The sequence below is a fragment of the Carboxylicivirga sp. M1479 genome (assembly GCF_007097485.1).
Lineage (GTDB): Bacteria > Bacteroidota > Bacteroidia > Bacteroidales > Marinilabiliaceae > Carboxylicivirga.
The window spans coordinates 97,733-124,263 of sequence record NZ_VKDE01000008.1 but is presented as its reverse complement, the minus strand read 5'-3'; the positions used below and the strand labels follow the sequence as shown (position 1 = coordinate 124,263).

The following is a 26,531-nucleotide window of genomic DNA, read 5'->3' as shown; positions in this document are numbered from 1 at the left end:
TATGAAACTGACTTCAAACGCTAAGCACACAGGACTATTGCCTCGAGCATGAACATGAAAATTTAACTTCTTGGCGTTTACAACTTATTTTGAAACAAACTCTATGTCAGAGAATAACAAAATTATAAACACATGAAAAATTTAACAACAACCTTGTTGTCAGTAATTCTGATGCTTGCAACAAGTTTACCTACGTTTGCTCAAAAAGATCGCTCTGAAATTGAGGATCAATACAAATGGAAATTCACAGATTTGTATGAAAGTGATGCCGCTTGGTCATCAGCGAAAGAGAAATTAGCTGAGCAAATGAACCAAGTTGCAGACTTCAAGGGAAAATTAGGCACATCTGCGGCCGACTTACTCTCTTACATGCAGTATTCCGAAGAGTTAATGAAAGAAGGTTACCGCTTATACATTTATGCCTCACTAAAATCTGATGCCGATTTACGCGATGCTGATAACACCTCGAGGGTTAAAGAAATTCGTCAGGTTTTTGTTGAATACGGTCAAAAGGCATCGTACGTAACGCCAGAATTAGCTGCAATACCAGAGGCCACTATGAAAGCTTTTATTGCCGAAGAGCCTAAGTTGGAGATATACAAAATGGGCTTAATGGATGTCTACCGCATGAAAAAACACACCTTAACGGAGTTGGAGGAAGCGGTAATGGCCAAAACAGGTATGATTACAGGAACTGCTAACTCGGCTTTTAGCGTATTTAGCAATGCTGAAATGCCACGTGTTAAAATGACAATTGACGGTGAAGAGAAAGTATTAACGCCTGCTAACTTCAGCATGGCTCGTTCTTCTACTGATCGTGATGTACGCCAGAAAGCCACAAAAGTATATTGGGATAACTACCTAAAATACGAAGGAACATATGGTGAAATGCTGAATGGTCAGATAAAGGTGGATGTTTTCCGTGCGAAAGCACGTAACTACAATTCGGCACTTGAATCGGCCGTTAAAGCCAACAATATACCCGTTGAAGTGTATAAATCTCTTGTACAAAATGTCAATAACAATTTGGGCACTTTCCACCGTTATTTAGAATTAAAAAAGCGCATGTTAGGTGTTGATGAATTAATGTATTCCGACATTTACGCACCTACAGTTAAAGGTGTTGAGTTAAAGTACAGCTACGAAGAAGCTCAGGAGTTAATCCTAAAATCATTGAAACCTTTGGGCAAAGAGTACATTGAAGTGGTTGACCATGCGTTTAAGAACCGTTGGATAGACATCTACCCAAATACAGGCAAACGAAGTGGCGCATACTCCAATGGTGGCGCATACGATGTACATCCATATATACTAATGAATTACACGGGTCAGTACAACGAGGTAAGTACGCTTACGCATGAACTGGGACACACCATGCACAGTTATTATTCAAACAAGACGCAGCCTTTTGCAACGGCCGACTATGCCACATTTGTTGCTGAAGTAGCATCTACATTTAACGAGGTACTGTTAAACGACATGATGCAAAAAAAGCTAAAGGATGACGACATGCGTTTATCCTTATTGATGAGTATGTTGGATGGTTTTAAAGGTACCTTATTCCGCCAGACACAATTTGCCGAATTTGAATTAGCCATACACGAAGCTGCTGAAAAAGGGACACCATTAACAGGTAAGGTACTAACCCAAATGTATGGCGACCTTACGCGTAAATATTACGGCCACGATAAAGGCGTATGTACCGTTGAAGAAAACGTTGGCGCTGAATGGGCTGCCATCCCTCATTTTTACATGAACTTTTACGTATATCAATACAGTACTTCTTTTGTAGCATCGCAGGCTTTAGCTGCTAAAGTGTTGGCTGGCGACAAAGAAGCTAAAAAGCGCTACATCGAATTTATATCTGCCGGTGGATCTGATTACCCAATTGAATTATTGAAAACAGCTGGTGTTGACATGACATCGTCGGAACCTTTTGACAAAACCATTGAAGCCATGAATGGCATTATGGACGAAATTGAAAGCATATTGGATAAAAAGAAATAACAAAAGTTGAAAGGGCTACCTACATATTGCCCAAACAACTGAACAATACATAACAAAGGGTTGTATCTTAAATTAGCTGAAAGCTTTAAAAGGTACAACCCTTTTTACAACTACTTACACGACACAAGCTACTTTTAAGCCCTACTTATTTTGCATTTAGCTGATAAAGCTTATTTTTGCAGCTATCCTTTCTCAAATCTATCATGTTTCGGTAATTTTTTTTAATAACTGAAGCAACCTTTCAATTAAAACTGTATCTAACTATTGCATCAAGCGGGGAAAACTGATGCTCAAAAAACATTAACAATGAAGAATGTACTATTGGCATGCCTAATGGGCCTATTACTAATTAGCTGTAGCAAAGATGATGAAGAAGTGGATTATGCAGCTATTGATGATGAAAAGATTCAGACCTATTTGGCTGATAACAACTTGTCAGACATCACAAAAAAGCATTCATCAGGTTTATATTACCAGATAGTAACACCAGGCACAGGTGACTATACCGCACCTCCGGGATCGCGCATTACAGTTAGGTACACTGGTACATTTTTAGATGGTGAAGTTTTTGATTCGGGCAGACTGGACAATTACCCATTGAGTAGTTTAATTGATGCCTGGAAAATTGGTATTCCAATGCTTAAAGAAGGTGGAGAAGCCATGTTGTATTGTCCATCGCACCTGGCATATGGCACTAAAGGTAGTGGTTCAATCCCTCCCAACACACCATTAATTTTTGAAGTTAAATTGATTGATTTCCAATAAAAAGTAAAAGAAGATAATGAGAAAGGTAGCTGTATTAGCATTGCTATTGCCTTTATTGGCAAGCTGTATGAAAGATGAGTATGTTGACTACACCGTGGTTGATGAAAAAATTATTAGTGAATATCTAGCTGCAAGGCCAGAAATAAATGCAGAGCGTGATGCTTCTGGTTTATATTACGAAATATTAGAAATGGGTGAAGGAGCCCCTATTGGCGAAGACAACACACAGGATGACAAAGTAACATTTTCATTCACAAGCGAAACCATTGATGGTGTGTCATTTTACGATAATGAAAAAAACCACACTTCAAACCTAAGTACTCTTCCATATAGTTTTCAAATTGGTTTGAGCCAGATTAATAAAGAGGGTGAAATAACCTTATATTCTCCATCTTTACTTTGTCGAGATGCATACGGATATATTTATGGTAAAGAAAACACTGTAATGATTTATCACATCAACGTTAAGAAAGATCAATCAGAAATTGATGATGCTATCATTTCAACTTACTTAGCTGAGAATCAAATTGAGGCTGTAAAGGATGAGAGCGGGATATATTATGAAATAATTGAAGAGGGCGATGAAGAAGCCTTACCAATAACTTCAACATCTGCCGTGAAAGTAAGCTATGTGGGTACTTTCCTTGACGGTGGCGAAGAATTTGATAGTGGTGAAACATTAGACCAGTATGGTAACTATATGGCTGTAACCGGCTTTATAGAAGGTTGGAGAACCATGCTACCAATGCTAAAAAAAGGAAGCAAGGTTGTATTATATTGCCCATCGCAATTGGCCTATGGCAGTAACGATCAATACGATACTACTACTGGTAAGATAACGATGGAAGGTAACAGCATTTTAGTATTTGACATGCATGTATTAGATGTTCATTAAAATACGATTATAAAAGTATCTAAGCCCTGATTCACTATGATTCAGGGCTTTTTTGTATTTTGCACTTCAATCAAATGTATTATGAGCGAATCATTTTTCGAAAAAGAAGAAAACGTTAAGCAGTATCTTGAAATGACTGCCGACTACGATGGACTTTGGTTTTATGAACAGTTTAAAAAACATATACCTCCAAGCTATAAAGCACTTGAACTGGGTATGGGGCCTGGTAAAGATCTGGATAACATCAGGCAAAGCTATCATGTGGTGGGATCTGATTTCTCGTTTACCTTTGCCGAATTATATAAGCGTCAGCATCCTGAAGTGAAAATAATGGTATTGGATGCGGTAACTATAAAAACACCCAAACGTTTCAATTGCATTTACTCTAACAAAGTATTGCACCACTTAACAGCTAAGGACCTTAGTGCATCAATACAACGCCAAGCACAAGTACTGGAAAAAGATGGTTTGATTTTTCATACATTTTGGAAAGGTACTGGCGAGGAGAATTACGAAGGTATGCTTTTCAACTATTACGAAATTGAGGCCTTAAAAGAACTATTTGATGCATCCTTTGAAATAGTGCACATTGATACTTACCAAGAATTTAAAGAAGATGACTCCATCCTACTTGTTGCACGAAAAAAATAAACACGATGCCTGTAAATGTTGATGAAATAAAACCCCTCATTCATAAACAAATTGAAATAGTTGAACGCAAGGTAAAGTCATTAAAAGAACTAACCCAAGCCATAGCACCAGACGATGCCATTGGACGCGTAAGTCGTATGGATGCCATCAACAATAAAAGCGTGAACGATGCAGCATTACGGCAAGCCGAGAGTAAGCTTAAAAACCTGAATGATGCATTGGAACGCATTCATGATGCTGATTTTGGATTGTGCATCAAATGCAAAGGTGCCATACAACCCGGCCGCTTAGTTTTAATGCCCGAAAGCCTTAAATGCATGCGTTGCGCTCGTTAATTAGTCTCTGCAAGAAAACTTCATTTTTTTCGTTAAGCTTGTTCTCAAAATGGTCATTTACACTAGTAAACTCACATTTTTCGAACTTCACAAGCCTCAAAAATAAAGCCTTCTTATCAGAGACAGAGTTTTCTTGCAAGCACTAATTTAAACCACCCGGCAAAAGAGTACTTTCACCAGGCAGCCTTTGTCTGTATCTAATGACGAACCTCCAGCTCCAACTCTTTGGCTGATATCTCGCGCATTTCTACTTTGCGTACTTTACCTGTTACAGTGGTAGGAAACTCAGAAACAAATTTCCAATATTTTGGAATTTTAAAGGTGGCTATTTGCCCCTTACAATAGGCATGTAACTCCTCACTAGTTACTGTGCTTCCTTCTTTTAGCACTATCCATGCCATCACTTCTTCACCATATTTATCTGAAGGAACACCAATCACCTGAATATCCTTAATGGCCTCATGCTGATGCAGGAACTCTTCAATTTCAAAGGGCGATATGTTCTCTCCTCCGCGAATGATTAAATCCTTTATGCGACCAACAATCTGAACATAGCCGTCATCATCCATAACAGCCAGGTCGCCTGTGTGCATCCAGCGTCCATCATCAATTACCGATGCCGTTGCCTCAGGATTATTCCAATATTTGAGCATTACCGAGTAACCACGCGTACAAAACTCACCTCGTTCACCACGTGCTACAATGCCATCGGTTTCCGGATCAATAATTTTAATTTCAATATGAGGATGCACTTTACCAACCGTAGCACAACGACGGTAATCATTATCATCAACAAAGGTTTGAGTACTTACAGGCGAGGTCTCCGTCATACCATAACAGATTCCCACCTCTCGCATGTTCATTTTTTCTCGCACAGCCTTCATGGTTGACTCAGGACACGATGCTCCCGCCATAATGCCCGTTCTCAAACTTGAATAATCGTATTTATCAAAGCTAGGATCATTCAGCTCGGCAATAAACATCAATGGAACACCATACAAAGAAGTACACTTCTCATCCTGAACCGTTTTTAGAACAGCCTCGGGAACAAATGCTTCGCCAGTTAACACCATGCAGGCACCATGCGTTATGCAGGCCAGGTTAGCCAGCACCATACCAAAACAATGATAAAGAGGTACAGGAATACAAACACGATCATCTGCGGTGTATTTTAATCGCTGCCCTATAAAGTAGCCGTTATTCAAAATATTATGGTGCGACAAAGTCGATCCTTTGGGAAATCCTGTTGTACCCGAAGTGTATTGAATATTAATGGCATCATCAAACTGAAGACCAGCCTCTATCGCCTCTAATCGTTCGGTGTTGATGGATTTACCAGCTTCAATTAATGTTTGCCAATCGTGGTCAATAACAACAATATGCTTCAGATGGATACATTCGGCTCTTACCTCTCCCAGTATATCTGAATAATTTGTCTGGCGAAAGCCTTTAGACATAATCAAAAGGCTAATTTCCGATTGTTTAAGGGCATATTTTAGCTCCGCAGCTTTATAGGCCGGATTCACATTTACCAGGATAACACCCAGGCGAGCAGTGGCAAATTGTACCAACACCCACTCGTAACGGTTAGGCGACCATATTCCTACGCGCTCACCCTTTTTAACGCCATAGGATAAAATTCCTTTGGCAACTTCTTCTACTTGCTCCCAAAATTCTTTGTAAGTGGCACGGTAGCTTTGATAAGGAACTACCAAAGCCTCCTTTTGGGGATACTTATCAACCGTTTGCTTTAATTGCTCCGAAATGGTAATGCCCAACAAGGGCGTGTCCGACGTTCCATGGTCGTACGATAATAGATTTTTCACGATGTGTGGTTTAATTAGTTATGTTTTGTTCTGGAATCATTTACCTGCGATTTAGTTCGAATCATAAGTAAATGAGCCTTGAAAATATAAATTATTAATTAAATCACACTGTTTTGTTGAATTTATCCTAGTGAATTCGCTTTTATAAGCATTTTAACATTCCCACTTCATGGTACTCCTTCTTGGTAAGGAGGTGAGGTATGAAAAACCGTCACCTCATGAATTTTAAGAGGGGTGCCGACAGGCGGGGTGGTATAATTAGTTTTAAAAGCAATTTTCGGATCAATAGATATTCTTGTGGATAAATAAACAGTGTACTTTCTAATCAATGATTTTACAAAAAACAATAATCATGATTCATTCTTTTGGGTCATACAACAGATAGACTGGTAGCTGATGCAGAAGGGGTAATATTAAATGCAGATGGCGTTTTAGGTAAAACAACATGGCTGGTAGTAAATGTCAAGGGGGTTCTGTCTTTTACAAGATGGATTTTATCCAATGTAAAAGGCGATTTATCCTTTGCAGATGGCTTTTTAACCACTGTAGATGGCATGTTATCGAGAGTAACAAAGGATTATTACAATGCCAGATGGATTTTAGCCAGTTTAGCATGCGATTGATATAACTTATAAGCCAGTTTAGCTATCTACAGCAAGGATTTGATGACTGACTGACTTCGTTAAGCAATTTATGACATCGATTTAGTGCCTTACAAAAACGATTTAGCAACCGTATATCGCCATTTACCGAATGAAGGTAGTGACTTATCAACAGTAGATACCTATTTGAAAGCTGGAGTTGTTTAATTCAGAAGCGATACCCTTTGCGGCACGAGTTCTCTCGTGTAGTTTGTTTTAGTATTTCCCTATACTTTTGGCTAACCTCCTTGCCCACTCGAAATGCAATTTCGACAGTGCGGTGACCTGTTCCAAAGGCGAGCGGGTGGTAGCATCAATGGGACTAGCGTTTTGTTTCTCTTTGGACGATGCAAAAAAAAGGAAAAACGCCTCACAAAACAGGGTATCTCATTGCTTCCTTGCGTTACAAATTATTATTAACCCGAGTTCGACATAAAATTTATCTACTCTATCGTTTATTAAACCTCTAACACTTAAGTATAGATGAACTGCTTATTTAATCATTTACCACCAACTTAACGCTTTCGTGCTGTTTCCACCAGTGCGCTGTATGAGGCACATCCCCATTTAACACAATACCCTCACCAATTTTAGGTGTTAACAAGGAGATTTGCATTTCACTGGCTTTAGCACTTGCCCTTGTAATAGGATCTAACCAATCGTGCATGGCCAAACGAAAACCACCCCAATGGATCGGCATCACTAATTTAGCACCCACATCTTTACCTGCCTGAATGGTCTCTTCGGGCATCATGTGTATTTCTTTCCAAAGCTCATTGTACTGTCCGCATTCCATCATGGCCAAGTCAAACGGGCCATATTTATCACCAATGCTAGAAAAATGCTTACCATAGCCGCTATCTCCACTAAAGAACAGATTCTTTTCCGGTGTTTTTATCACCCATGAGCACCACAAGGTAGATGCCTGATCAGAAAACCATTTACCGCGTCCCGAGAAATGCTGTGCGGGAGTACAAGCCAACACTACATTGCCTACCTGCGTTTCTTGCCACCAATCCAATTCAGTAATACGCTTAGCATCTACACCCCACTCTTTTAGGTGTGAACCAACACCCAGAGGCGTATAAAACGCATCCGTTTTGTCTTTTAATTTTAGAATGGATCCGTAATCCAAATGGTCGTAATGATCATGTGAAATGAGGATCAGATCAATCTTTGGCAATTGCTCTATGTCTATTGGTAATTCAGCATTAAAACGTTTAACACCAACTAAAGGCACAGGCGAGGCCGACTGTCCTAACATGGGGTCAATCAATATATTTTTCCCTGCTGTTTGTATGAGAAATGATGAATGCCCAAACCAAAATAAACGCGTATCGCCCTTATAATTGGCAATATCAGCTGAATCCATGGTTATCAACTCAGGTGCAGGTTTAGGCCTTGCATTCGGATGCATGTTAAACTGCTCCTTAATCATGGCCATAAAATTATCACCCGACATATTCACTTTCTCATCATTGATGTTAGCAAACTTTCCATTTCTAAACTGCGACGATTGCTTATACCCTGCTTGTGATTCCTTACTGGCTATACCTCCAAACTGAGGACTAAAAGCCATAAAAAGCACAACTGGTAATACCAAAGCCACTATAATGCTGATGCCTATTATCATTATTTTTCGTCTTTTACTCATTGTAATCATTTCATTTTAACATCAACAAAAGTAATGGGTATTTTGTGCGATGATGTATACAAATTAGCACAAGTTGTATACATTTTACCGATGGTTAATAATCGGATAAATTTATAATTAACCACCTGCACCCATTTAACTGCACAATTAAACAAACATTACCACCAATTTAGCTAAATGCGTTGCATTGAATAGAAAGTAAAGCAGTTATGGTCATAGTAAATAATTTTAGGGTATTGAATTCGCCTTCATGTAAAAGCGTTAAGAAAATCATTAAACGAAGCGTTAAAAAGAAAAGCTGTTTGAACGCAGTGAGTTCTTTTCTTTCAGTGAAGAGCAATGATTTTTAGTTTTTCCATGTCAGCGACGGCTTTTTTTGTTTCCGTTTTTGCAGCTGTAGGCAAAAATGAAAAGCCCGTCGGCTTGAGACATAAGTAATGTAAATAGGGAGCAGAATTAATTAGTCGATTATTAGTATTAAACAAACTTAAAGACACCAACAATTCATCTGTGAACACCTTATCATTCAAATGGAGCACCTAATCATCAACAGGAAACCTAAATCATCAAAATCTAGCCCTCCTGTTACTAAACCACATGCCCCTGTTAATGATTTGAACTTCCTGTTAGATACATCCACCTCCCTGTTAACTACATTCAGCCTCCTGTCACGGATCTTAGCTTCCTGTTGGAACTGACACTTATAAAAACGCAAAAAGCCTGGCAAAACCAGGCTTCAAGTGTGATACTTTATCTTATTCTAATGTCCGAATACATTGCTCAACTTTAATCCGGCATAAATAGTGCGTGGATTGGTTGGTCCATAAACATAAGCTGGATCACGGTCAATTCCCGAATCAAAATCATCCTGGTATGAATTGAAAATGTTTTTCACACCAGCAAATGCTTTAATTGGCAGGCCACCAATTTTAAGATCGTATTCTGCCTTAAGGCCTAAGTCAAAAAATGTTGGTGTAGTACGTATTACCCCAGGATCCTCATCTCCAATAACAATTGGTGTTTCGCCAGGTAAAAGTTCTGAACCATAATAGGCAATTTTCATCTTACCTGTATAAGTACCACTTGCAATCAAAGTTAATTTAGATGTTGGATTATAATCCAATGAGAAAAATCCATAATCATTTGGTGTACGTAAGAAATCACTTTCACCCAACTCAACTGCTTCACCATATTCGCTGCTTTGAGTTGTATAACCAGCACGTAAGTAAATTTTTTCGTTAGGTGTAGCTGTTAGCTCTAGATTAACACCTTTAACAACCGCACCATCCTCGGTATTACTTCGAACATATGTTGTAATACCTGTTTCTTCGTCAAATTCAGGAGACTTTGAAAAGGCATCATCCAAGTTGGTATAAAAACCCTCTACCAAAAGCCCCACATTCCATACACCAAATCGATGGTTAAAATCAAATGAAGTCATGTATGAATGACTTGTTTCTTGCTTTAAGTTAGGATCATTAGCATACACCACTTTTCGCGAGCCTGAAGTTTCGATATGTAAATCCTCATCAAATACCTGAGGCGCCCTGTAGCCCTGTGAGTAACTTACACGCCATTGCAAGGCTGGCATCACATCCCACAATAAATTAACTCGCGGACTAAACACATTGCCATCGTTATTGCCTTCTTTATGATCCAGGTCAGTAATTTCATAACGGTCAAAACGACCACCTAAAGACGCTTTAACAGGCCCTATCTGACGATCATACTGGGCAAATACACCGTATACATTTTTATTCTGATCAGTAATAGTGGTATTTGGTACGTGCTCAAAACCACCATCTGGTAATGGATTTGAATAATCAGGGTAGCCTAATTTCTGGTCAAACATATCATCGTGTACCAGTTCGATACCAGTAACAAGGCTGTTTTTTCCAAAATCTGTTTTGAATTGTGTTCCCACGTTATAAGTCAATCCGTCGGTCTGTCCATAATCCTGTAAGCTTTGCTCAGCTCCGTAGTACGATGCTCGATCAACATTTTGAGTAGAGCCGTATACCGACCACATGCTCCCTGTTCCAATAAATCGCTCGTACGTGGCAGCCACTGTCGTAATCTTATGATCCACGGCTTCTGAAATATCTGCTTCATGATGAGGAGAATCAAACATATTACCACCTCTTCGCTCCTCATTAATACGCATAAAATCAAGAGTCACTTTATTTCTGTAATCAATACGGTGGTATAAACGAGCACCCATTGTCAGGTTCTCAATTTGAGCTATCTCAGAAAAGCCATCATCATTCGCATCGTAAGGGTCTTTATCACGATAAAAACCATAAAGTGCTAAGCCTGTTCTTTTGTCATCGCTTACAATGGTAGTATTCATATTTACCGAATAGTCGCCTTGCGCTTGACCATCACCACCTAATCCCACCGAATTATACTGAGTTGTTAAGTCGTATGAGTTCGACATTGGATCTTTCGTAATCAAATTAATGGTACCAGCCACAGCGTTGCTTCCATACAAAGCGGAACCTCCACCCCTTACAACTTCAATACGCTCAATCATACTCGATGGAATTAGCTCTAATCCATAAACACCAGCCAGATTACTAAATACAGCACGGTTGTTAATCAGTACTTGTGAGTGAGCGCCATCCAAACCGTTCATACGTACTTGTGTAAAACCACAGTTTTGGCAATTATTCTCAAGACGCAGACCAGGCACATAATTCAATCCTTCTGCAATGGAAATGGCTTGTGTATTCTCAAGTAACTTGGGTGTTAAAGTATTTACAATAGTCGAAGCATCTTTTCGCTTCTTTTCGTTACGATCTGCAGTAACAACCACTTGCTCAAGTCCAAGAACATCGGTTTCCAATTCAAAATCAATATTGGATACCACACCATTTTTAAACGTAACAAGCTGTTCACTTGGCTTATACCCCATTGCTTGAGCTTTAACAATAAATTCTCCTTCAGGAATGTAGCCGAACCCAAATTCTCCTTGTATGTCAGATGCTGCTCCCAAGGTGGTATTATTAATAGTGATGGTGGCAAATGGTAAGGGGTTTCCCTCAGATGTAATAACACCTTGAATGCTACACATAGGTTCTGGTGGCGGGGTTTGCGCCATTACAAGTCCAGAAACAATAAAAAGGCTTAATAGTAATAAAGCTTTCGTTATACGATACTTCATTGTTAGATAGGTTTAATAATCTGTTATTAGATTATGAGTTAATATTAGGTTGTGTGATAATTGACAAAATGATTTTACAACTCTGCTTTAACCTTAGTCTATAAGGATAAAACAAGTCACTAAATACTTAATAAAGAAAGATTTACTATGCCACAGGAGGAGCCCTGCCAGCATTATTATTTAATAGGCAGTCTGATAATTGAGCCTTAACATCTATGCTAATTACCTCAAGATATATCGGTAAAATATCACTCAGAAGCTTAGGCTTCTCTTCTGCTAAAATATTTTGCAATTGTTGGTAAAAAGCAAAATCAGCTGATGCATGTGAATGACCATCACAACTAGGGTGCGAATGGCTATACACTTTACCGTCGATGGTATGTGTGTGATAAAATAAGGCATTGCTTGCTATTTGTGCAGCAAACAGCATAACCATGAGAATGGCTAGGCTATTTAAGACCTTTTGGTATTTTATATACTTATTTATCACGATGCAAAAATGAAAAAATTCTTTAATTCCGCCAATACCTACATTTGGGGATTTTGCATTGGAATGTTATGTCATTAATGAGTTCTATATTAAGCTTACAGATACTTTAATAATTAAGAGATCATTAATGAATCAGATTAATTCAGCATATAATTTATTGATACAAGCTGCTGTTTTTATCTTTTTTTCAGCCTAAAAATGCTTTTTACCTTGAACATTTTTAATACTCTGCTGTCTTTTTATTACGATTGATTGTCAGGTTTTAAAAAACTGATTTACTTTGCAGCGCTTTTCGACTAGTTGTCAGTTAGCATGAAGCATTGTCAGTAAATAAAAGTTGGCGCAATAATTGATAAGTGAGAAGCCATTAATAAGAAAATAATAACATACTAAATTTTATAAAATGGAAATAGGAAGAAATAAATTCGTTACCCTTTCCTACGAGTTACGCACAAACGGCACCGAAGGTGAAGTAATTGAAAAAACGGAAGCAGATGCTCCGCTTGGCTTTGTTTTTGGCGCAGGTAAAATGTTGGAGATGTTTGAAAACAAACTAGAAGGTCTTGGAAAAGGATCTGCATTTGATTTTGAACTAAAAGCAGGTGAAGCATATGGTGAAGTTAACCCAAATGCTATTGTTGAAATTCCAAAGAACATTTTTGAAGTAGAAGGAAAAATTGACGAGGAACTTCTTACTGTAGGTAACCACGTACCAATGCAAGACGCACACGGCAACCGTTTAAACGGTTTAGTTCTTGAATTAGGTGACGAAAAAGTTAAAATGGACTTTAACCACCCATTGGCTGGCGATAACCTTTTCTTTAAAGGTGAAGTACTTGAGGTACGCGAGGCTTCAGAAGATGAGCTTGTTGAGTCATGTGGTTCTGGAGGCTGTGGCTCTGAATCAGGTGGTGGCGGTTGCGGCGGTGGCTGCTCATGCGGATAATTTATCCATTAAGATATTTTTAAAAGGGAGGTGTTATTCATCTCCCTTTTTTAATGCCAAAGAAATCCATATTCAAATTATTTTGGTATTTATCAAACCAAGCACATAGTCAAGTGGAGGCTAATTACTTGTAAATAGTGTTTGGTTTTTCTAATCATTTTCTTTTTTAAACTGATAATCATCAGCTCAACTACTTCATTCCATTACAAAGAGTAGTACTAAAAACCTTTAATACCTTGGGCATTCACTTATAATCGCTTATTTTTGCGCATCATTTTTTAACAAACCATAAATATATTACATCATATGTCTGCAAATTCATTTGGAACATTGTTTAAACTTACTTCGTTTGGCGAGTCGCATGGCAAAGCTGTTGGAGGAGTTATCGAAGGTGTATTGCCCAATACTGTAATTGATGAAGACTTTATTCAAAATGAATTGGATAGAAGACGTCCGGGACAATCATCGATTACAACGCCTCGAAATGAAGAAGATAAAGTACAATTTTTATCAGGCATATTCGAAGGAAAAGCTACTGGTACGCCTATTGGCTTTGTTATTTGGAACAAAGACCAACGTTCCAATGATTATGGAAATATTGCAGATGTCTATCGTCCATCGCACGCCGATTATACCTACCAAAGTAAATATGGTATACGCGACTACCGTGGTGGCGGACGCTCATCGGCTCGCGAAACCATTGCACGTGTGGTGGCAGGTGCCATTGCCAAATTAATGCTTCAACAGCAAGGCATTACTATACAAGCTTTCACATCAAAAGTCGGTTCAATTCAGCTAAGTAAGGAGTATCAACAACTTGACTTGGCCAATACCGAAAGTAACATTGTGCGTTGCCCGGATACTGAAACGGCCAATGAAATGATTACTTATATTGATACTATTCGCAAAAACAAAGATTCTGTTGGAGGAGTAATAAGCTGTGTAATTAAAAATGCACCAGTAGGCCTTGGCGATCCGGTATTTAACAAGTTACATGCTACTTTAGGTCAGGCCATGCTATCCATTAATGCGGTAAAAGGCTTTGATTATGGTTTAGGGTTTGGTGCAACCGATTTACTAGGCTCGCAGCACAACGATGAATTTTACATGGATGGTGATCGGGTAAGAACAAAAACCAATCGATCAGGAGGCATACAGGGAGGCATCAGCAATGGTGAAGATATCTACTTTAATGTAGCATTTAAACCCATTGCCACCATATTAATGGAACAAAACACTGTTAACAAAGATGGTGAAGAGATAAAGTCAACCACCCATGGGCGACATGATCCTTGTGTATTGCCGCGAGCAGTACCAATTGTTGAGGCCATGGCAGCCATGACCATTGCCGATCATATACTGGTCAATAAAATGTATAAATAATATTATAGAAAAAGGCTGTTCCAACGAACAGCCTTTTTTATTGCTCATAACTTCTATCAATAATTAAACACTTAGCCCAACAACACACATTCCCCTATCTCCGATTCAACATAGGAAAACCATTTTAACAGAGGCGTTTTTATGGTAATAGTAAAGCTTTAGATAGTTTAGCAAAAGTTATTAATGGAATTATTCTCCAATTTAATCTAATAAAACCACCCGTTAGTCACAAAGACAAAACTTACACAGCAGAGCAATCATTGTTTTGTATTATATTCGTTTAATCTTTCCTAACAGGTTGTTTTCCCCTTGCCCCGTTCTTACACTCTTTCCAAAGTGAACGGGGCTTTTTTATTCCCAAAATGCTTCCTTACCAGGGTACATGTATTTGGCTTTAGCTACATTAGGCGGAAATAAATAATACTCCACAATCGCTTTACAACAAACCACTCCTTTTGAATTAACTATTTCTGTCTCAATCAGCGCTGACTTAGCATTCTTTTCTTTAAGCTTAGCTTTCACTTTCACCTGACCTCCCAACACATAAAGCGGTTTCAGGTACTCAACATCTAAACGTTTGGTAACTCCAGCCGTATCCAACATCGCGTATATATACCAACTGGCTATTTCGTCCAGCAAAGTTGCTTGTATTCCGCCATGTACAACATTGGTATAACCTTCAAAATTCGTGGTAGCATCCCAAAAGGCGACCACTTCATGATCTGAGGCATAAAACTCTAAATGGAATCCTATTTGATTATTGGGCGAACAGCCAATGCAATTATATATCTCGCCTTTTTGTTTAATAAACGGATTACTAATCTTTTTAAACCCTTCCATTATTCCTTTTTTACATTATGTAGACTAAAATATTGAAACAATCGTAAAAGATACCTGTTTTGTTAATAATTATTAGCATTTACATTCAACAACTAGCATGCGTTAGCGTTAAATTTCTATACTTTTACGAATACTTAAAATCTAATTTTATAATCGACTAATCAAGCTTACAAACTATGAGAAACATAGCATTAGTATTACTGATAATTACAGCTCTCGTGAGCTGTAACAATAAAAAGGCTCAGGTGGGCCTGCCAGATATCCCCGTTTACACAGCTAAAACTGAAAACATAGCTCTGCATAAAGAGTTTGTGGGTCAGACCTATGGATTATTTGATATTTCAATCAGAGCCAGAGTTGATGGCTACCTTGAGGGTATCCATTTTGATGAGGGAGGAAATGTTAAGAAAGGGCAATTGCTATATTCAATCGACCCTGCTCCATTAAATGCCAAAGTAGCTGAAGCGTTAAGTGTTGTCGCCCAAGCCAAAACAAACCTGGTTAAAACAGAGAGTGACTACAAACGTTACAAACCATTAGCAGAGACTAACGCCGTTAGTCAAAGTGATTATGATGCCGCATTAGCTAATTTTGGTGCTGCCAAAGCCTCATTGGAAGCAGCGGAAGCATCGCTTGATTATGCCAAAATACAACGAGGTTACACTAAAATATACTCTCCTATTAATGGATTAATTGGACGCTCGCAAGCTAAAGTAGGCGATTACGTTGGACGCGAACCAAACCCAGTGGTTTTAAATACTGTTTCTCGCCTAGACACGATTCTTGTTCAGTTTCACCTAACCGAACTGCAATATTTAAGCATCATTAATTTTGCAAAAGCCAGAGAAGCTGTAAAAAACACACGTGAACAACAAAAAGCAGAGGTAGAACTCTTTTTTGCCGATGGCAGTAGACACCCTTACCTAGGAAAGGTCGATTTCGTGGGTAGAAATGTAGATCCTACAACCGGAACGCTAATGGTTCAAACATCATTTCCAAACCCGGAAGAACTTGTTCGTCCAGGGCAATTTGCTAAACTACGACTGACAATTGAGAATCCTAATGATGTGGTTATAATTCCAATTAAGTGCCTTCAAGAGGTACAAGGGAAATACAACCTTTATGTGGTAGATGCAGAAGATAAAGTTGAATACCGTTCCGTTGAAATAGGACAAACTTTAATGGACATGGTAATAATTTCATCAGGCCTCAATGAAAATGAGCGGGTTGTTATGGAAGGTCTTAACCGTGTTCGTACGGGAATGAAAGTAGCACCAAAAGAAAAAGAGTTTAAATCTGTACGCAGTAATCAGTAACAATTATGGGAAGTTTTTTTGTAAGAAGGCCCATAGTGGCCATGGTTATTGCCATTGTAATTCTTATTGTAGGAGGTCTTTCTGCACTGCAATTACCAATGGAACAGTTTCCGGATATAACCCCTCCAATGGTTCAGGTAAGAGCCAATTATACAGGGGCTAACTCACTAAATGTAGAACAATCGGTAGCGACACCTCTTGAGCAGCAGCTTAATGGTGTTGAGAATATGATCTACATGAAATCAACCAATGCCAATGATGGCAGTATGGCCATTAACATTTCGTTTGAAGTGGGTACCGACCCAGATATGAACACCGTTTTTGCTCAAAACAGAGCATCGGCAGCAACAGCCAAACTTCCAGAAGAAGTAAAGCGCCTGGGCGTTACTACTGAAAAAAGTATGAGTAGTATTGTAATGGCTCTAGCCGTTTATAGTGATGGACGTTTTGATCAGGAATTTTTAGGTAACTACTCCATCATTAACATACAGGATATACTAGCACGTGTTAATGGTGTTGGTCGCGTACAAGTGATGGGCGCCAGCGATTACTCAATGCGAATTTGGATAAAACCAGACCGCCTGTCGCAGCTCAACTTGACCGTTCCTGAAATTACAGCCGCCATTCGCGAGCAAAACATAATCGTTCCTGGAGGTAAATTTGGTGCCGAGCCTGCCCCCGTTGGAACAGAACACACTTACACTGTTACCTTACCGGATCGTTTGGTAACAGCAGATCAATTCGGTGAGGTAGCTATTCGCACTAACCCCGATGGAAGCCAGGTACTATTAAAAGACATTGCAACCATAGAGCTGGGAACAGAAAGTTACAATTCCAACGCTCAGTTTAAAGGCCAGCCATGTGCACTGATCGCAATTTATCAGTCTCCAGGCACCAACGCCGTAACCATGGGAGAGGAAATTCTTAAAACCATGGATGAACTTGGGCTTTCATTTCCTGAAGGTGTAACATACGATGTAGCTCTAGATGCAACGGCTCCAATTACTGCCGGACTTAAAGAAGTAGCTATCACGCTGATTGTTGCTCTTATTCTTGTTATTTTAGTGGTATTCTTATTTATACAAGATTGGCGAGCAACACTTATCCCTACCGTTGCAATTCCAGTTTCTTTAATTGGTGCTTTTGCCATTTTTCCAATGTTAGGTTTTACTATTAACACTCTATCACTTTTAGGACTGGTTCTGGCTATTGGTATTGTGGTGGATGATGCCATTGTAGTAGTTGAAGCTGTGCAGGTGAATATTGAAAAAGGCATGAATAGCAGGGAAGCTACTATTGCTGCCATGAAAGAGGTTACTGCGCCGGTTATTGCAACCACTTTGGTGTTAATTGCTGTATTTATCCCAGTAGCATCAATGGGGGGAATAACAGGTCGACTCTATCAACAATTCGCTATTACGGTGGCAGTATCGGTTTGTTTCTCATCTGTCAACGCCTTAACATTGTCTCCTGCCTTGGCATCTATACTGCTGCGTAAGACAGAGCCTTCATCCGGACTGCTCGGACGGTTTTTCAGTTCTTTCAACAAGGCCTTTGACAAAAGCTCTGTCAAATACATGAAAATAACCAATATCGTGGCGCGTAAAATTACACGTAGCATGATTTTTATTGGTGCAACAGTAGTTTTAATTGTTGTGGTTGGCCGTTTCATTCCAGGTGGTTTTATTCCAGAAGAAGACCAAGGTTATCTTTTTGTGAATGTACAACTCCCAGATGCTGCCTCATTACAACGAACCCAGGCAGTAGTTGACGAAGTTGAAACCCTCTTAAATGGAGTAGATGAAATCAGCAGTGTTGCTTCTGTATCTGGTTACAACCTTTTGTCAGGTAGTATGTCTACCAACTCAAGTATCATTTTTGTAACCTTAAAAAACTGGAGTGATCGAAAACTTAAAGCAAACCAGATTTCTCAAAAGCTTAATTTTCTATTTTACAAAGGAATCAAAGAAGCTCAGGTGTTTTCTTTTGGTCCTCCTGCCATTCCAGGTTTAGGTAGTGGCTCTGGTTTTTCATTAATGCTGCAAGATAAACAAGGTAATACACCTCAATATCTGGCAGAAGAAACTGCTAAATTCATCGCTGAGGTGCAAAAGCGACCTGAAATCGCCAATGTATTTACTACTTTTAGAGCGAATGTGCCACAACGCCGATTAAATATTAATCGCGACAAGGCATTGAAAGCAGGTGTTCAGCTAAACGATTTGTACACCACAATCAGTGCTTTCTTAGGAGGAGCATACATCAATGATTTCAACCGTTTTGGTCGTTTGTACAAGGCCTATCTGCAAGCTGCTCCTGAGTTCAGGTTAAACGGCGACCAACTAGATATGTTCTTTGTTAAGAATAAAGATGGAGCAAGCTTGCCTCTATCATCTCTAGTAACCGTTGAAAAAAGTTATGGCGCTGACTTCACTAACCGATTTAATTTATACCGTTCAGTTGAATTATCAGGATCACCTGCTGAAGGTTACTCATCGGCACAAGCTCTGAGTGCACTTGAAGAGGTAGCGCAAGAAGTATTACCTCCAGGAATGGGGTACGAATGGGCTAACATGTCTTATCAAGAGAAAAAGGCTGGTGGATCAGGCAACATTGTTTTTGTTTTTGCCTTACTGTTTGTATTCCTCATTTTAGCCGCTCAATACGAAAGTTGGTCCTTACCTTTTAGCATTTTGCTGGGAACGCCATTTGCCGTATTAGGCGCCATGGTATTTGTTTTATTCGCACGTTTCATTAGTCCTAGTTTTGAGAACAATGTCTTTATGCAAATATCTTTGGTAATGCTCATTGCCATGGCGGCAAAAAATGCCATCCTTATTGTTGAGTTTGCCAAAATTAAGTTTGACGAAGGCTTAAGTCTATTTGATGCTGCCATCGAATCGGCACGCTTACGATTCAGACCTATTTTAATGACAGCCTTTTCTTTTATTCTTGGCGTACTTCCACTGGTAATTGCATCCGGGGCTGGAGCCGAAGCCCGTAAAGTAATGGGAATGGCCTTATTAGGTGGAATGACAATCGCAACAATACTTGGTGTGGTTATGTATCCGATGCTATTCGTATTCATTGGAAAAATAGCCAAATACGAAGAAAAAAGAGAGCTTGCTAACCAAACAAAGACGACCGATGAAAATGACTAAATACATTCTGTTTTTTACACTTGGAATACTGCTTGTTAGTAGTTGTAAAATGGGTAAAAATTATACGCGCCCAGAAATGGAAGCACCTGCTAGTTTCATGTTTGCGTACGGAGATACAACTTATAACGAAACTTTAAGGTGGTGGGATCTATTTAATGACCCTATTCTGGATACCCTAATAAATAAAGCACTTGAGAACAATAAGGATTTGTTAGCAACGGCTCAAAATGTTGAGGCAGCCCGCTTACAAATGGCTATTCAAAAAGCTGACTTGTGGCCTCAATTCAACTATTCAGGATCTGCGGGGAGAGGTAATTTTCAAGGATTTAAATTACCAGAACCCACCGGTAACTTCAGTGCTGTAGCACAAGCCAGTTGGGAAATTGACTTTTGGGGTAAACTTCGACGAATGAACGAATCAGCCAAAGCTCAATACTTAGCGTCGGAATATGGATTAAATACTCTGCGCTTATCATTGATATCAATGGTGGCTGCAACCTATTTTCAGGTAATGGAATTTAATACAAAAGCATTGATTGCACAACAAACATATGCTATTCGCGACAGTTCATACCTGATATTGAAAGAACGCTTTGAGGCAGGTATTATTCCTGCCATTGACGTCAATCATTCGCGTATTCAAAAGGCGATTGCAGCAACTGCCATTCCTGTTTACAAACGAAATGCTGCGCGTTCGGCTAGCCTTTTAAGTGTTTTAATTGGTGAAAACCCCAAAAGCATTGAGTTAGAAAGTAACCTAGATGCCTACACTGAGGTACCTGAAATACCAGCTGGTTTGCCTGCCGACATCCTTAATCGAAGGCCTGATATTTTAATGGCGGAACAACAGTTGGTAGCACAAAATGCATTAGTAGGAGCAGCACAAGCGGCACGCTTACCATCCATCAGCTTAACAGGTATGTTTGGACTGGCCAGCGATGACTTAAGTACGTTTGCATCTGGCGATCCCGCATGGAGTATTGGTGGTAGTCTGTTAGGCCCAATTTTCAATTGGGGTAAAAATAAAAACCGAGTAAAGGCCGAACGAGCAAGAGCCGAAGCAGCAGTGTATCAGTATGAGAACACGGTTCTTAATGCTTTTAAAGAGGTTGAAGATGCCCTTATTAACATCGAAACTTTAAAAGAAGAAGAACTAGCCATTCGGGAGCACGTTGAGGCAGCTGTAGAAGCCGCAACGTTATCAGGCGATAGATACGATAAAGGTATTGCTAGTTACATCGAGTTTCTTGAAAGTCAGCGACAAGCATTTGATGCTCAAATGTCGCAAACAGGTAATAAACAAGATTTGTTAGAAGCTTATGTAAAACTCTACCAAGCATTAGGTGGAGGCTGGAAATAAGCTTTAAATATTCAAATACTAAAAAAGCGTTGCTCATTTATGGGCAACGCTTTTTTTATGACAATTGTATGTGCAATTTAATTCAACAATCGCTTACTCTCCCAATTGGGATAAGAATTGTCGAACAGCATCCACCGACTCCAATTTAAAGTTGGCACTAGTACGTTGAATACCAACCTTAACTGTAACGGCCTCTTTTGGCAGTTCGGTAAACATGTATTCGTCAGTCCAATCATCCCCCATGGCAATGATGTGGTCAAAGTTCTCGTTATGAATAAACTGATTAGCAGCAATACCTTTATTAATACCACCACTTTTCACTTCAATAACCTTGCTACCCTCCATTATCTCCAGATTTAGGTTACCCACTAAATCCAGCAACTCATCTTTCAACTCATTGGCACGAATAAGGCTTTGTTCTGGCTCGGCTTTTCTATAATGCCACACGAGTGAATAATTCTTTTCTTCGATAAATGAACCTGGCGTACGATCAACAACACGCTCCAAAACCGGACGAATTATTGGCATCCAATCATTATTAACCTTTGTAATTGTTTGCCACTCTTCACCATGTTTGCGAAGCCAAACACCATGTTCGCATATCAAATTAATTGGCACATCAGCAAACCACTTTTCTAGGGTATAACGATCGCGCCCACTAATAATTGTAACGGTATTTCGCTCGTCGGCAATTAAACGATTAAGAATGGTATATAACTCCTCGTTTGGCGTTGCCTCTTGTGGATTTTTATGGAAAGAAGTAAGGGTGCCATCGTAATCAAGGAAAATAGCACGTTTACCCGCCTTCTTATATTTATCATTAATCTCAGTAAACACCTTATCGGTAATTTTCTTGACAAGAAACTCCTTTTGAATACGCTTAACATTCTCTAAAGCATTAACAAACTCACCCGCCCACTTAAACACCGAATAACGCTGAATTCGCTCCTGCAGAAACTTCATTCTTTCTTTCTGCTCGTCAATAGGCATTGTAAGGGCGGTATGCAATGCCGCTGCAATTTCATCTTCATTAATTGGATTAATTGTAATGGCCTCTCCCATTTCCTGCGCTACTCCCGCCATTTCACTTAATACAATTACACCCGTTTGATTACCCCTCGAAGCCACATATTCTTTGGCTACCAAATTCATTCCATCGCGCAATGGTGTAATCAATGCCACATCTGACATATTATAAAGTTCTACCAAATTCTCAAATGGCATAGCTCTGTAAAAATACCACACAGGGGTATAGTTAATATTCCCATAGGTTCCATTGATATTCCCAACAAGCTCATCTACTTCCTTTTTCAGGTTTACATACTCTTCTACCTGTCCACGGCTTGGCACCGCTAACATTATCAGAGTTACTTTACCATGAAACTCTGGATACTTCTCCAGAAACTTACGAAAAGCTTTCAAACGTTGAGGGATACCTTTTGTATAGTCCAAACGGTCGATGGATAATACTAATCGTCGATCGGGAGATGTCATAAAATACTTCTCAAGCTCCTTATGCAAGTCCGATCGCTCTTGAATTGTCTTATGCATAACCATGGTCGAAGTTTTCCTAAACTTCTCATAATCGATACCCATTGGGAACGAATCGGCTTTTATAATTCGATTACCTGCATGAATCTGGTTAAAAGCTATTTCATATCCGTATAGTCGACGAACAGAACTTAAAAAGTGACGTTCGTAATCGTAAATATGAAAGCCTAATAAATCAGCACCCAGCATTCCCTTCAATAACTCCATACGCCACGGAAGAATACGAAATACTTCATAGGAAGGAAAAGGAATGTGTAAAAAGAAACCGACCGTTACATTTGGTTTCACAGACTTGATCATTTCAGGCACCAAAAGCAATTGATAATCATGCACCCATACAGTATCTCCATCTTCAGCAACTTCTAATACGCGATCAGCAAATCGTTGGTTTACGCGCTTATAGGTTTCCCAATTCTCAGGTGAGTAATCAACATATTGGGTAAAATAATGAAACAAAGGCCATACTGTTTTATTACTAAAACCTTCGTAATACTCTAATATCTCTTGCTCACTTAAGGGTACTGTTACACAACTCTTTTCATCTAATAATTGATCAATTTTTGTCGATTCATCATTTGATAACTCATCAGAATTAACGCCAGACCAACCTATCCATTTCCCACCATATTCGGTGTAAACCGATTTCATGCCAGTAGCTAACCCTCCAACACTTTCTATTAAACTGTATTCATTTTCTTCTTTTACTAAACTATATGGCAACCTGTTGGCCACAATGTGAAGTTTCGACATAGGCTTATATTTGATTTACTGAATAAGTTGATAAACAATTAATTACTTCTTTGAAATTTACTTTGTTTAGAAGTGGAATTTAATAGTACAAAAGTTGTTCTTAATGATTTTATAAAAGAAAACTGTAAATAGTAGTATTATTAAAAAAATACCTTTTTTTTTGCACTACAAGCAAATATACATTTTTATCACTTAATCTTTGTTTGTGGAAAGAAGTTTATTATTGAAATAGCATAAGTTGATTTGCGTATGAAGAACCTTGATTATGGTATCATTGGAAACTGCCGAAGCGCAGCGTTGGTTTCAAAAACCGGTTCGGTTGAATGGTTGTGTTTACCGCATTTTGCCTCTCCCTCAACCTTTGCAAAAATACTGGATGATGAGAAAGGTGGATTCTTTAGTGTTAGACCTACTGAAGAATATGAAACAGAACAGTTCTATATTCCTCGAACCAATATATTAGTAACCAAATTCACTTGTGCTTCAGGTGTTTTTGAATTGCACGATTTCATGCCACGATATCGAAACGAAGGTGGCGTTTATTACACACCGCCTGATATTGTTCGCTACATCAAACACATATCAGGGTCGGTAAATGTTGTTATTAATTTTGAACCAAAGTTAGAATATGCCTTACCCAATACAACTGTAGATGTTGAAGAGGAATACATAAAGGCTTACACTACTGATGGCGAGTACGACTCCATTTACCTTTATTCTTCGTTTGATAAAAAAAGCATTAAGAATAAACTACCAGTAACCATCAAGCAAAACGAATTTTTACTGTTAAGTTATAATCAAAAGTTACTGAAGCAAACAACAGATCGATCCTATTTAAAGCATCAAAGAACCAAAGTATACTGGCTCAATTGGTCTGATAAAACCACAAGTTTTAAAAAGTACGAGAACGAAATCAATCGTAGTGCACTGACTTTAAAACTTTTGAATTATCAAAAATCGGGCGCTATTTTGGCTGCTCTTACCACTTCTCTGCCAGAAACAATTGGAGAAGTTCGTAACTGGGATTACCGATTCTGTTGGATTAGAGATGCCTCCATGGTGGTTAAAATCATGACTCAGTTGGGGCATGAACGTATCGCTGAGCGCTATCTTAATTTTATCATTTCTCTAATGCCCGATAAGGGAGAGAAAATGCAAATCATGTATGGTATTCATGGTGAGAAAAACCTGCATGAGATAGAATTAGACCACCTGTCGGGATACGAAGGAACTAAGCCTGTAAGAATTGGCAACGCGGCCTATATTCAAAAACAAAATGATATCTATGGTATCCTCATGGATGTGATTCTTCAATATTTCGAACAGTTTAAAAGCACACTTGGAAACAGCGAAGACCTTTGGACGATCGTTCGGAATATTGTTAAAGTTGTTGATGAAAACTGGCAATTGCCTGATAAGGGTATTTGGGAAATAAGAAGTGAAGGTAAGCACTTTACCTTTAGCAAGGTACTATGTTGGGTTGCCATTGATCGAGCTCAAAAAATTGCTCATTTATTAGGCCGAGACACCTACGCAGCAGAATGGAAGCAGTTGGAGGAAGAAATTGCCGCCGACATACATAAAAATGCATGGTCGGAAGACAAGCATACCTTTACACAATCCTATGGATCAAACGATCTGGATGCAGCAGTTTTATTAATGGAATCATATGGTTTTGTTAAAGCGGATGATCAGCGTTATAAAAAAACTGTTTTGGCCATTCAAAAAGAGCTTGAGCACGACGGCTTGATGTTCCGCTATAAAAATGAAGATGATTTTGGCGAGCCTCAATCTGCTTTTACCATTTGCTCATTTTGGCTAATTAACAGCCTTTATAAAATCGGACTAAAAGATGAAGCCACGCGTAAATTTGAAGCTCTGTTAGCATGCTCAAATCACTTAGGTTTGTTTAGCGAAGACTTAGATTTTAAAACACGGCGCTTATTGGGTAATTTCCCACAAGCCTACTCGCATTTAGCTATTATTGAAACAGCAATAACCTTAGCGGGTGATGAAATATCAAAAGAAGAAGAAATTATGAAGACGATTAGACAATAATTTAATTCACAATCGTTTATAAAATAAGAAAGCCGGCTGATAGCCGGCTTTCTTATTTTATATGCAAAAGATAACAACTACTCTGCGCTGGCAGGTACTTGTCCTCTTAATCCCATAATATCCCTATCGAACATATACAAGTTATGATCGCCTAACAAACGTAATTTATCATTGATAGCAGCTACTGAAGCTTCTTCTTCAATTTGCTCTGTTACAAACCACTGTATCCAATTGTGTGTAGTAAAGTCTTTCTCATCTAAACAAACACCAACAACACCGCTAATCAACTCAGTAACATACTGTTCGTGTTCGTATACCTGAGCAAAAACCTCTGTTATTCCCTTATAATCAGCAGGTGGCTGCTCAATTGCAGGAATAATAGCTTTTCCTCCACGTTCGTTCACATATTTAATAAACTTCATCATATGAATACGCTCTTCCTCAGCCTGAGCATATAACCAATTAGCTGTTCCCTCGTAACCATTGGTATCGGCCCATACAGCCATAGCCAAATATAAATTAGACGAATAAGCCTCTTTTTCGATCTGATTAATCAGTATTTCTTCAACCTTTTTCTTAAGCATAACAGTAAAAAATTTAAAATTCTTCCTTAACAAAGATACACTTAATTAAACCATCAACTTAAAAGGGTGTTTAGCACTAATCTTATTTATAATGATTCCACACAAATTGCTCAAACTATTTGGAAGTCTGACAAAAATCAGCTTTTTTGCATGTC

Annotated in this window: 19 protein-coding genes; 12 read left to right on the top strand and 7 right to left on the bottom strand. The window is 38.9% G+C overall.

Features of this window, described 5'->3' with window-relative positions; translation table 11 throughout:
• Nucleotides 1-132 precede the first annotated feature (132 nt).
• From pepF to FNN09_RS07215, 5 genes are all read left to right on the top strand, one after another.
• A complete protein-coding gene (gene pepF / locus FNN09_RS07235; protein ID WP_143300954.1) occupies nt 133-2,007 on the top strand; it encodes an oligoendopeptidase F in 1,875 nt (624 codons plus the stop codon).
• A 306-nt stretch (nt 2,008-2,313) separates the two neighbouring features.
• Nucleotides 2,314-2,772 (top strand): FKBP-type peptidyl-prolyl cis-trans isomerase, encoded by a 459-nt coding sequence (locus FNN09_RS07230; protein WP_143300952.1) that lies wholly within the window; start codon nt 2,314-2,316, stop codon nt 2,770-2,772.
• A 16-nt stretch (nt 2,773-2,788) separates the two neighbouring features.
• The gene (locus tag FNN09_RS07225; protein WP_143300950.1) at nt 2,789-3,667 is read left to right on the top strand and encodes an FKBP-type peptidyl-prolyl cis-trans isomerase; all 879 of its coding nucleotides are present in this window, start codon (nt 2,789-2,791) and stop codon (nt 3,665-3,667) included.
• A gap of 81 nt (nt 3,668-3,748) precedes the next feature.
• Entirely contained in the window at nt 3,749-4,318 is a 570-nt protein-coding gene (locus tag FNN09_RS07220; RefSeq protein WP_185968920.1) for a trans-aconitate 2-methyltransferase, read from the top strand.
• 5 nt (nt 4,319-4,323) lie between these two features.
• Nucleotides 4,324-4,653 carry a TraR/DksA family transcriptional regulator gene (locus FNN09_RS07215; RefSeq protein ID WP_143300947.1) on the top strand — a complete coding sequence of 110 codons (330 nt, stop codon included), beginning with the start codon at nt 4,324-4,326 and terminating at the stop codon, nt 4,651-4,653.
• 197 nt (nt 4,654-4,850) lie between these two features.
• Here the strand turns inward: FNN09_RS07215 and FNN09_RS07210 are convergent, their stop codons facing one another.
• Nucleotides 4,851-6,479 (bottom strand): AMP-binding protein, encoded by a 1,629-nt coding sequence (locus FNN09_RS07210; protein WP_143300945.1) that lies wholly within the window; start codon nt 6,477-6,479, stop codon nt 4,851-4,853.
• Nucleotides 6,480-6,844: 365 nt separating this feature from the next.
• Between FNN09_RS07210 and FNN09_RS07205 the strand changes: the two genes are divergently transcribed.
• Nucleotides 6,845-7,102 (top strand): hypothetical protein, encoded by a 258-nt coding sequence (locus FNN09_RS07205; protein ID WP_143300944.1) that lies wholly within the window; start codon nt 6,845-6,847, stop codon nt 7,100-7,102.
• A 514-nt stretch (nt 7,103-7,616) separates the two neighbouring features.
• On the opposite strand, the gene FNN09_RS07200 is transcribed toward FNN09_RS07205, so the two are convergent.
• The 3 genes from FNN09_RS07200 to FNN09_RS07190 all read right to left on the bottom strand — a co-directional run bounded on the left by FNN09_RS07200 (nt 7,617) and on the right by FNN09_RS07190 (nt 12,373).
• Nucleotides 7,617-8,774 carry an MBL fold metallo-hydrolase gene (locus FNN09_RS07200; RefSeq protein WP_221932443.1) on the bottom strand — a complete coding sequence of 386 codons (1,158 nt, stop codon included), beginning with the start codon at nt 8,772-8,774 and terminating at the stop codon, nt 7,617-7,619.
• 760 nt (nt 8,775-9,534) lie between these two features.
• On the bottom strand, nt 9,535-11,937 hold the full coding sequence (locus FNN09_RS07195) for a TonB-dependent receptor (protein WP_143300942.1): 2,403 nt from the start codon (nt 11,935-11,937) through the stop codon (nt 9,535-9,537).
• Between the two features lie 145 nt (nt 11,938-12,082).
• The gene (locus FNN09_RS07190; RefSeq protein WP_221932442.1) at nt 12,083-12,373 is read right to left on the bottom strand and encodes a hypothetical protein; all 291 of its coding nucleotides are present in this window, start codon (nt 12,371-12,373) and stop codon (nt 12,083-12,085) included.
• 457 nt (nt 12,374-12,830) lie between these two features.
• Here FNN09_RS07190 and FNN09_RS07185 point away from each other — a divergent pair, with 457 nt between their 5' ends.
• Nucleotides 12,831-13,373, top strand: coding sequence for a peptidylprolyl isomerase (locus FNN09_RS07185; RefSeq protein WP_143300938.1), 543 nt, complete (start codon nt 12,831-12,833; stop codon nt 13,371-13,373).
• Between the two features lie 306 nt (nt 13,374-13,679).
• Complete coding sequence (aroC, locus tag FNN09_RS07180) at nt 13,680-14,756, top strand: chorismate synthase (protein WP_143300936.1); 1,077 nt, start codon at nt 13,680-13,682, stop codon at nt 14,754-14,756.
• Between the two features lie 351 nt (nt 14,757-15,107).
• Here aroC and FNN09_RS07175 read toward each other — a convergent pair whose 3' ends face one another.
• A complete protein-coding gene (locus tag FNN09_RS07175) occupies nt 15,108-15,596 on the bottom strand; it encodes a PaaI family thioesterase (protein ID WP_143300935.1) in 489 nt (162 codons plus the stop codon).
• Nucleotides 15,597-15,772: 176 nt separating this feature from the next.
• On the opposite strand from FNN09_RS07175, the gene FNN09_RS07170 reads away from it, so the two are divergent.
• Genes FNN09_RS07170 through FNN09_RS07160 form a run of 3 tightly spaced genes read left to right on the top strand, consistent with a single transcriptional unit; the run spans nt 15,773 to nt 21,433 of the window.
• Nucleotides 15,773-16,912, top strand: a complete 1,140-nt coding sequence (locus FNN09_RS07170; RefSeq protein ID WP_143300933.1) for an efflux RND transporter periplasmic adaptor subunit — start codon at nt 15,773-15,775, stop codon at nt 16,910-16,912.
• A 5-nt stretch (nt 16,913-16,917) separates the two neighbouring features.
• A complete protein-coding gene (locus tag FNN09_RS07165; protein ID WP_143300931.1) occupies nt 16,918-20,073 on the top strand; it encodes an efflux RND transporter permease subunit in 3,156 nt (1,051 codons plus the stop codon).
• Complete coding sequence (locus tag FNN09_RS07160) at nt 20,060-21,433, top strand: efflux transporter outer membrane subunit (protein ID WP_143300929.1); 1,374 nt, start codon at nt 20,060-20,062, stop codon at nt 21,431-21,433. The genes FNN09_RS07165 and FNN09_RS07160 overlap by 14 nt, the downstream gene beginning before the upstream one ends.
• A 93-nt stretch (nt 21,434-21,526) precedes the next feature.
• Here FNN09_RS07160 and FNN09_RS07155 read toward each other — a convergent pair whose 3' ends face one another.
• Nucleotides 21,527-23,734, bottom strand: coding sequence for a bifunctional alpha,alpha-trehalose-phosphate synthase (UDP-forming)/trehalose-phosphatase (locus tag FNN09_RS07155; protein ID WP_143300927.1), 2,208 nt, complete (start codon nt 23,732-23,734; stop codon nt 21,527-21,529).
• A 249-nt stretch (nt 23,735-23,983) separates the two neighbouring features.
• Between FNN09_RS07155 and FNN09_RS07150 the strand changes: the two genes are divergently transcribed.
• The gene (locus FNN09_RS07150; protein ID WP_143300925.1) at nt 23,984-25,792 is read left to right on the top strand and encodes a glycoside hydrolase family 15 protein; all 1,809 of its coding nucleotides are present in this window, start codon (nt 23,984-23,986) and stop codon (nt 25,790-25,792) included.
• A gap of 77 nt (nt 25,793-25,869) precedes the next feature.
• Here FNN09_RS07150 and FNN09_RS07145 read toward each other — a convergent pair whose 3' ends face one another.
• A complete protein-coding gene (locus FNN09_RS07145) occupies nt 25,870-26,376 on the bottom strand; it encodes a ferritin (protein WP_143300924.1) in 507 nt (168 codons plus the stop codon).
• Between the last annotated feature and the right edge of the window lie 155 nt (nt 26,377-26,531).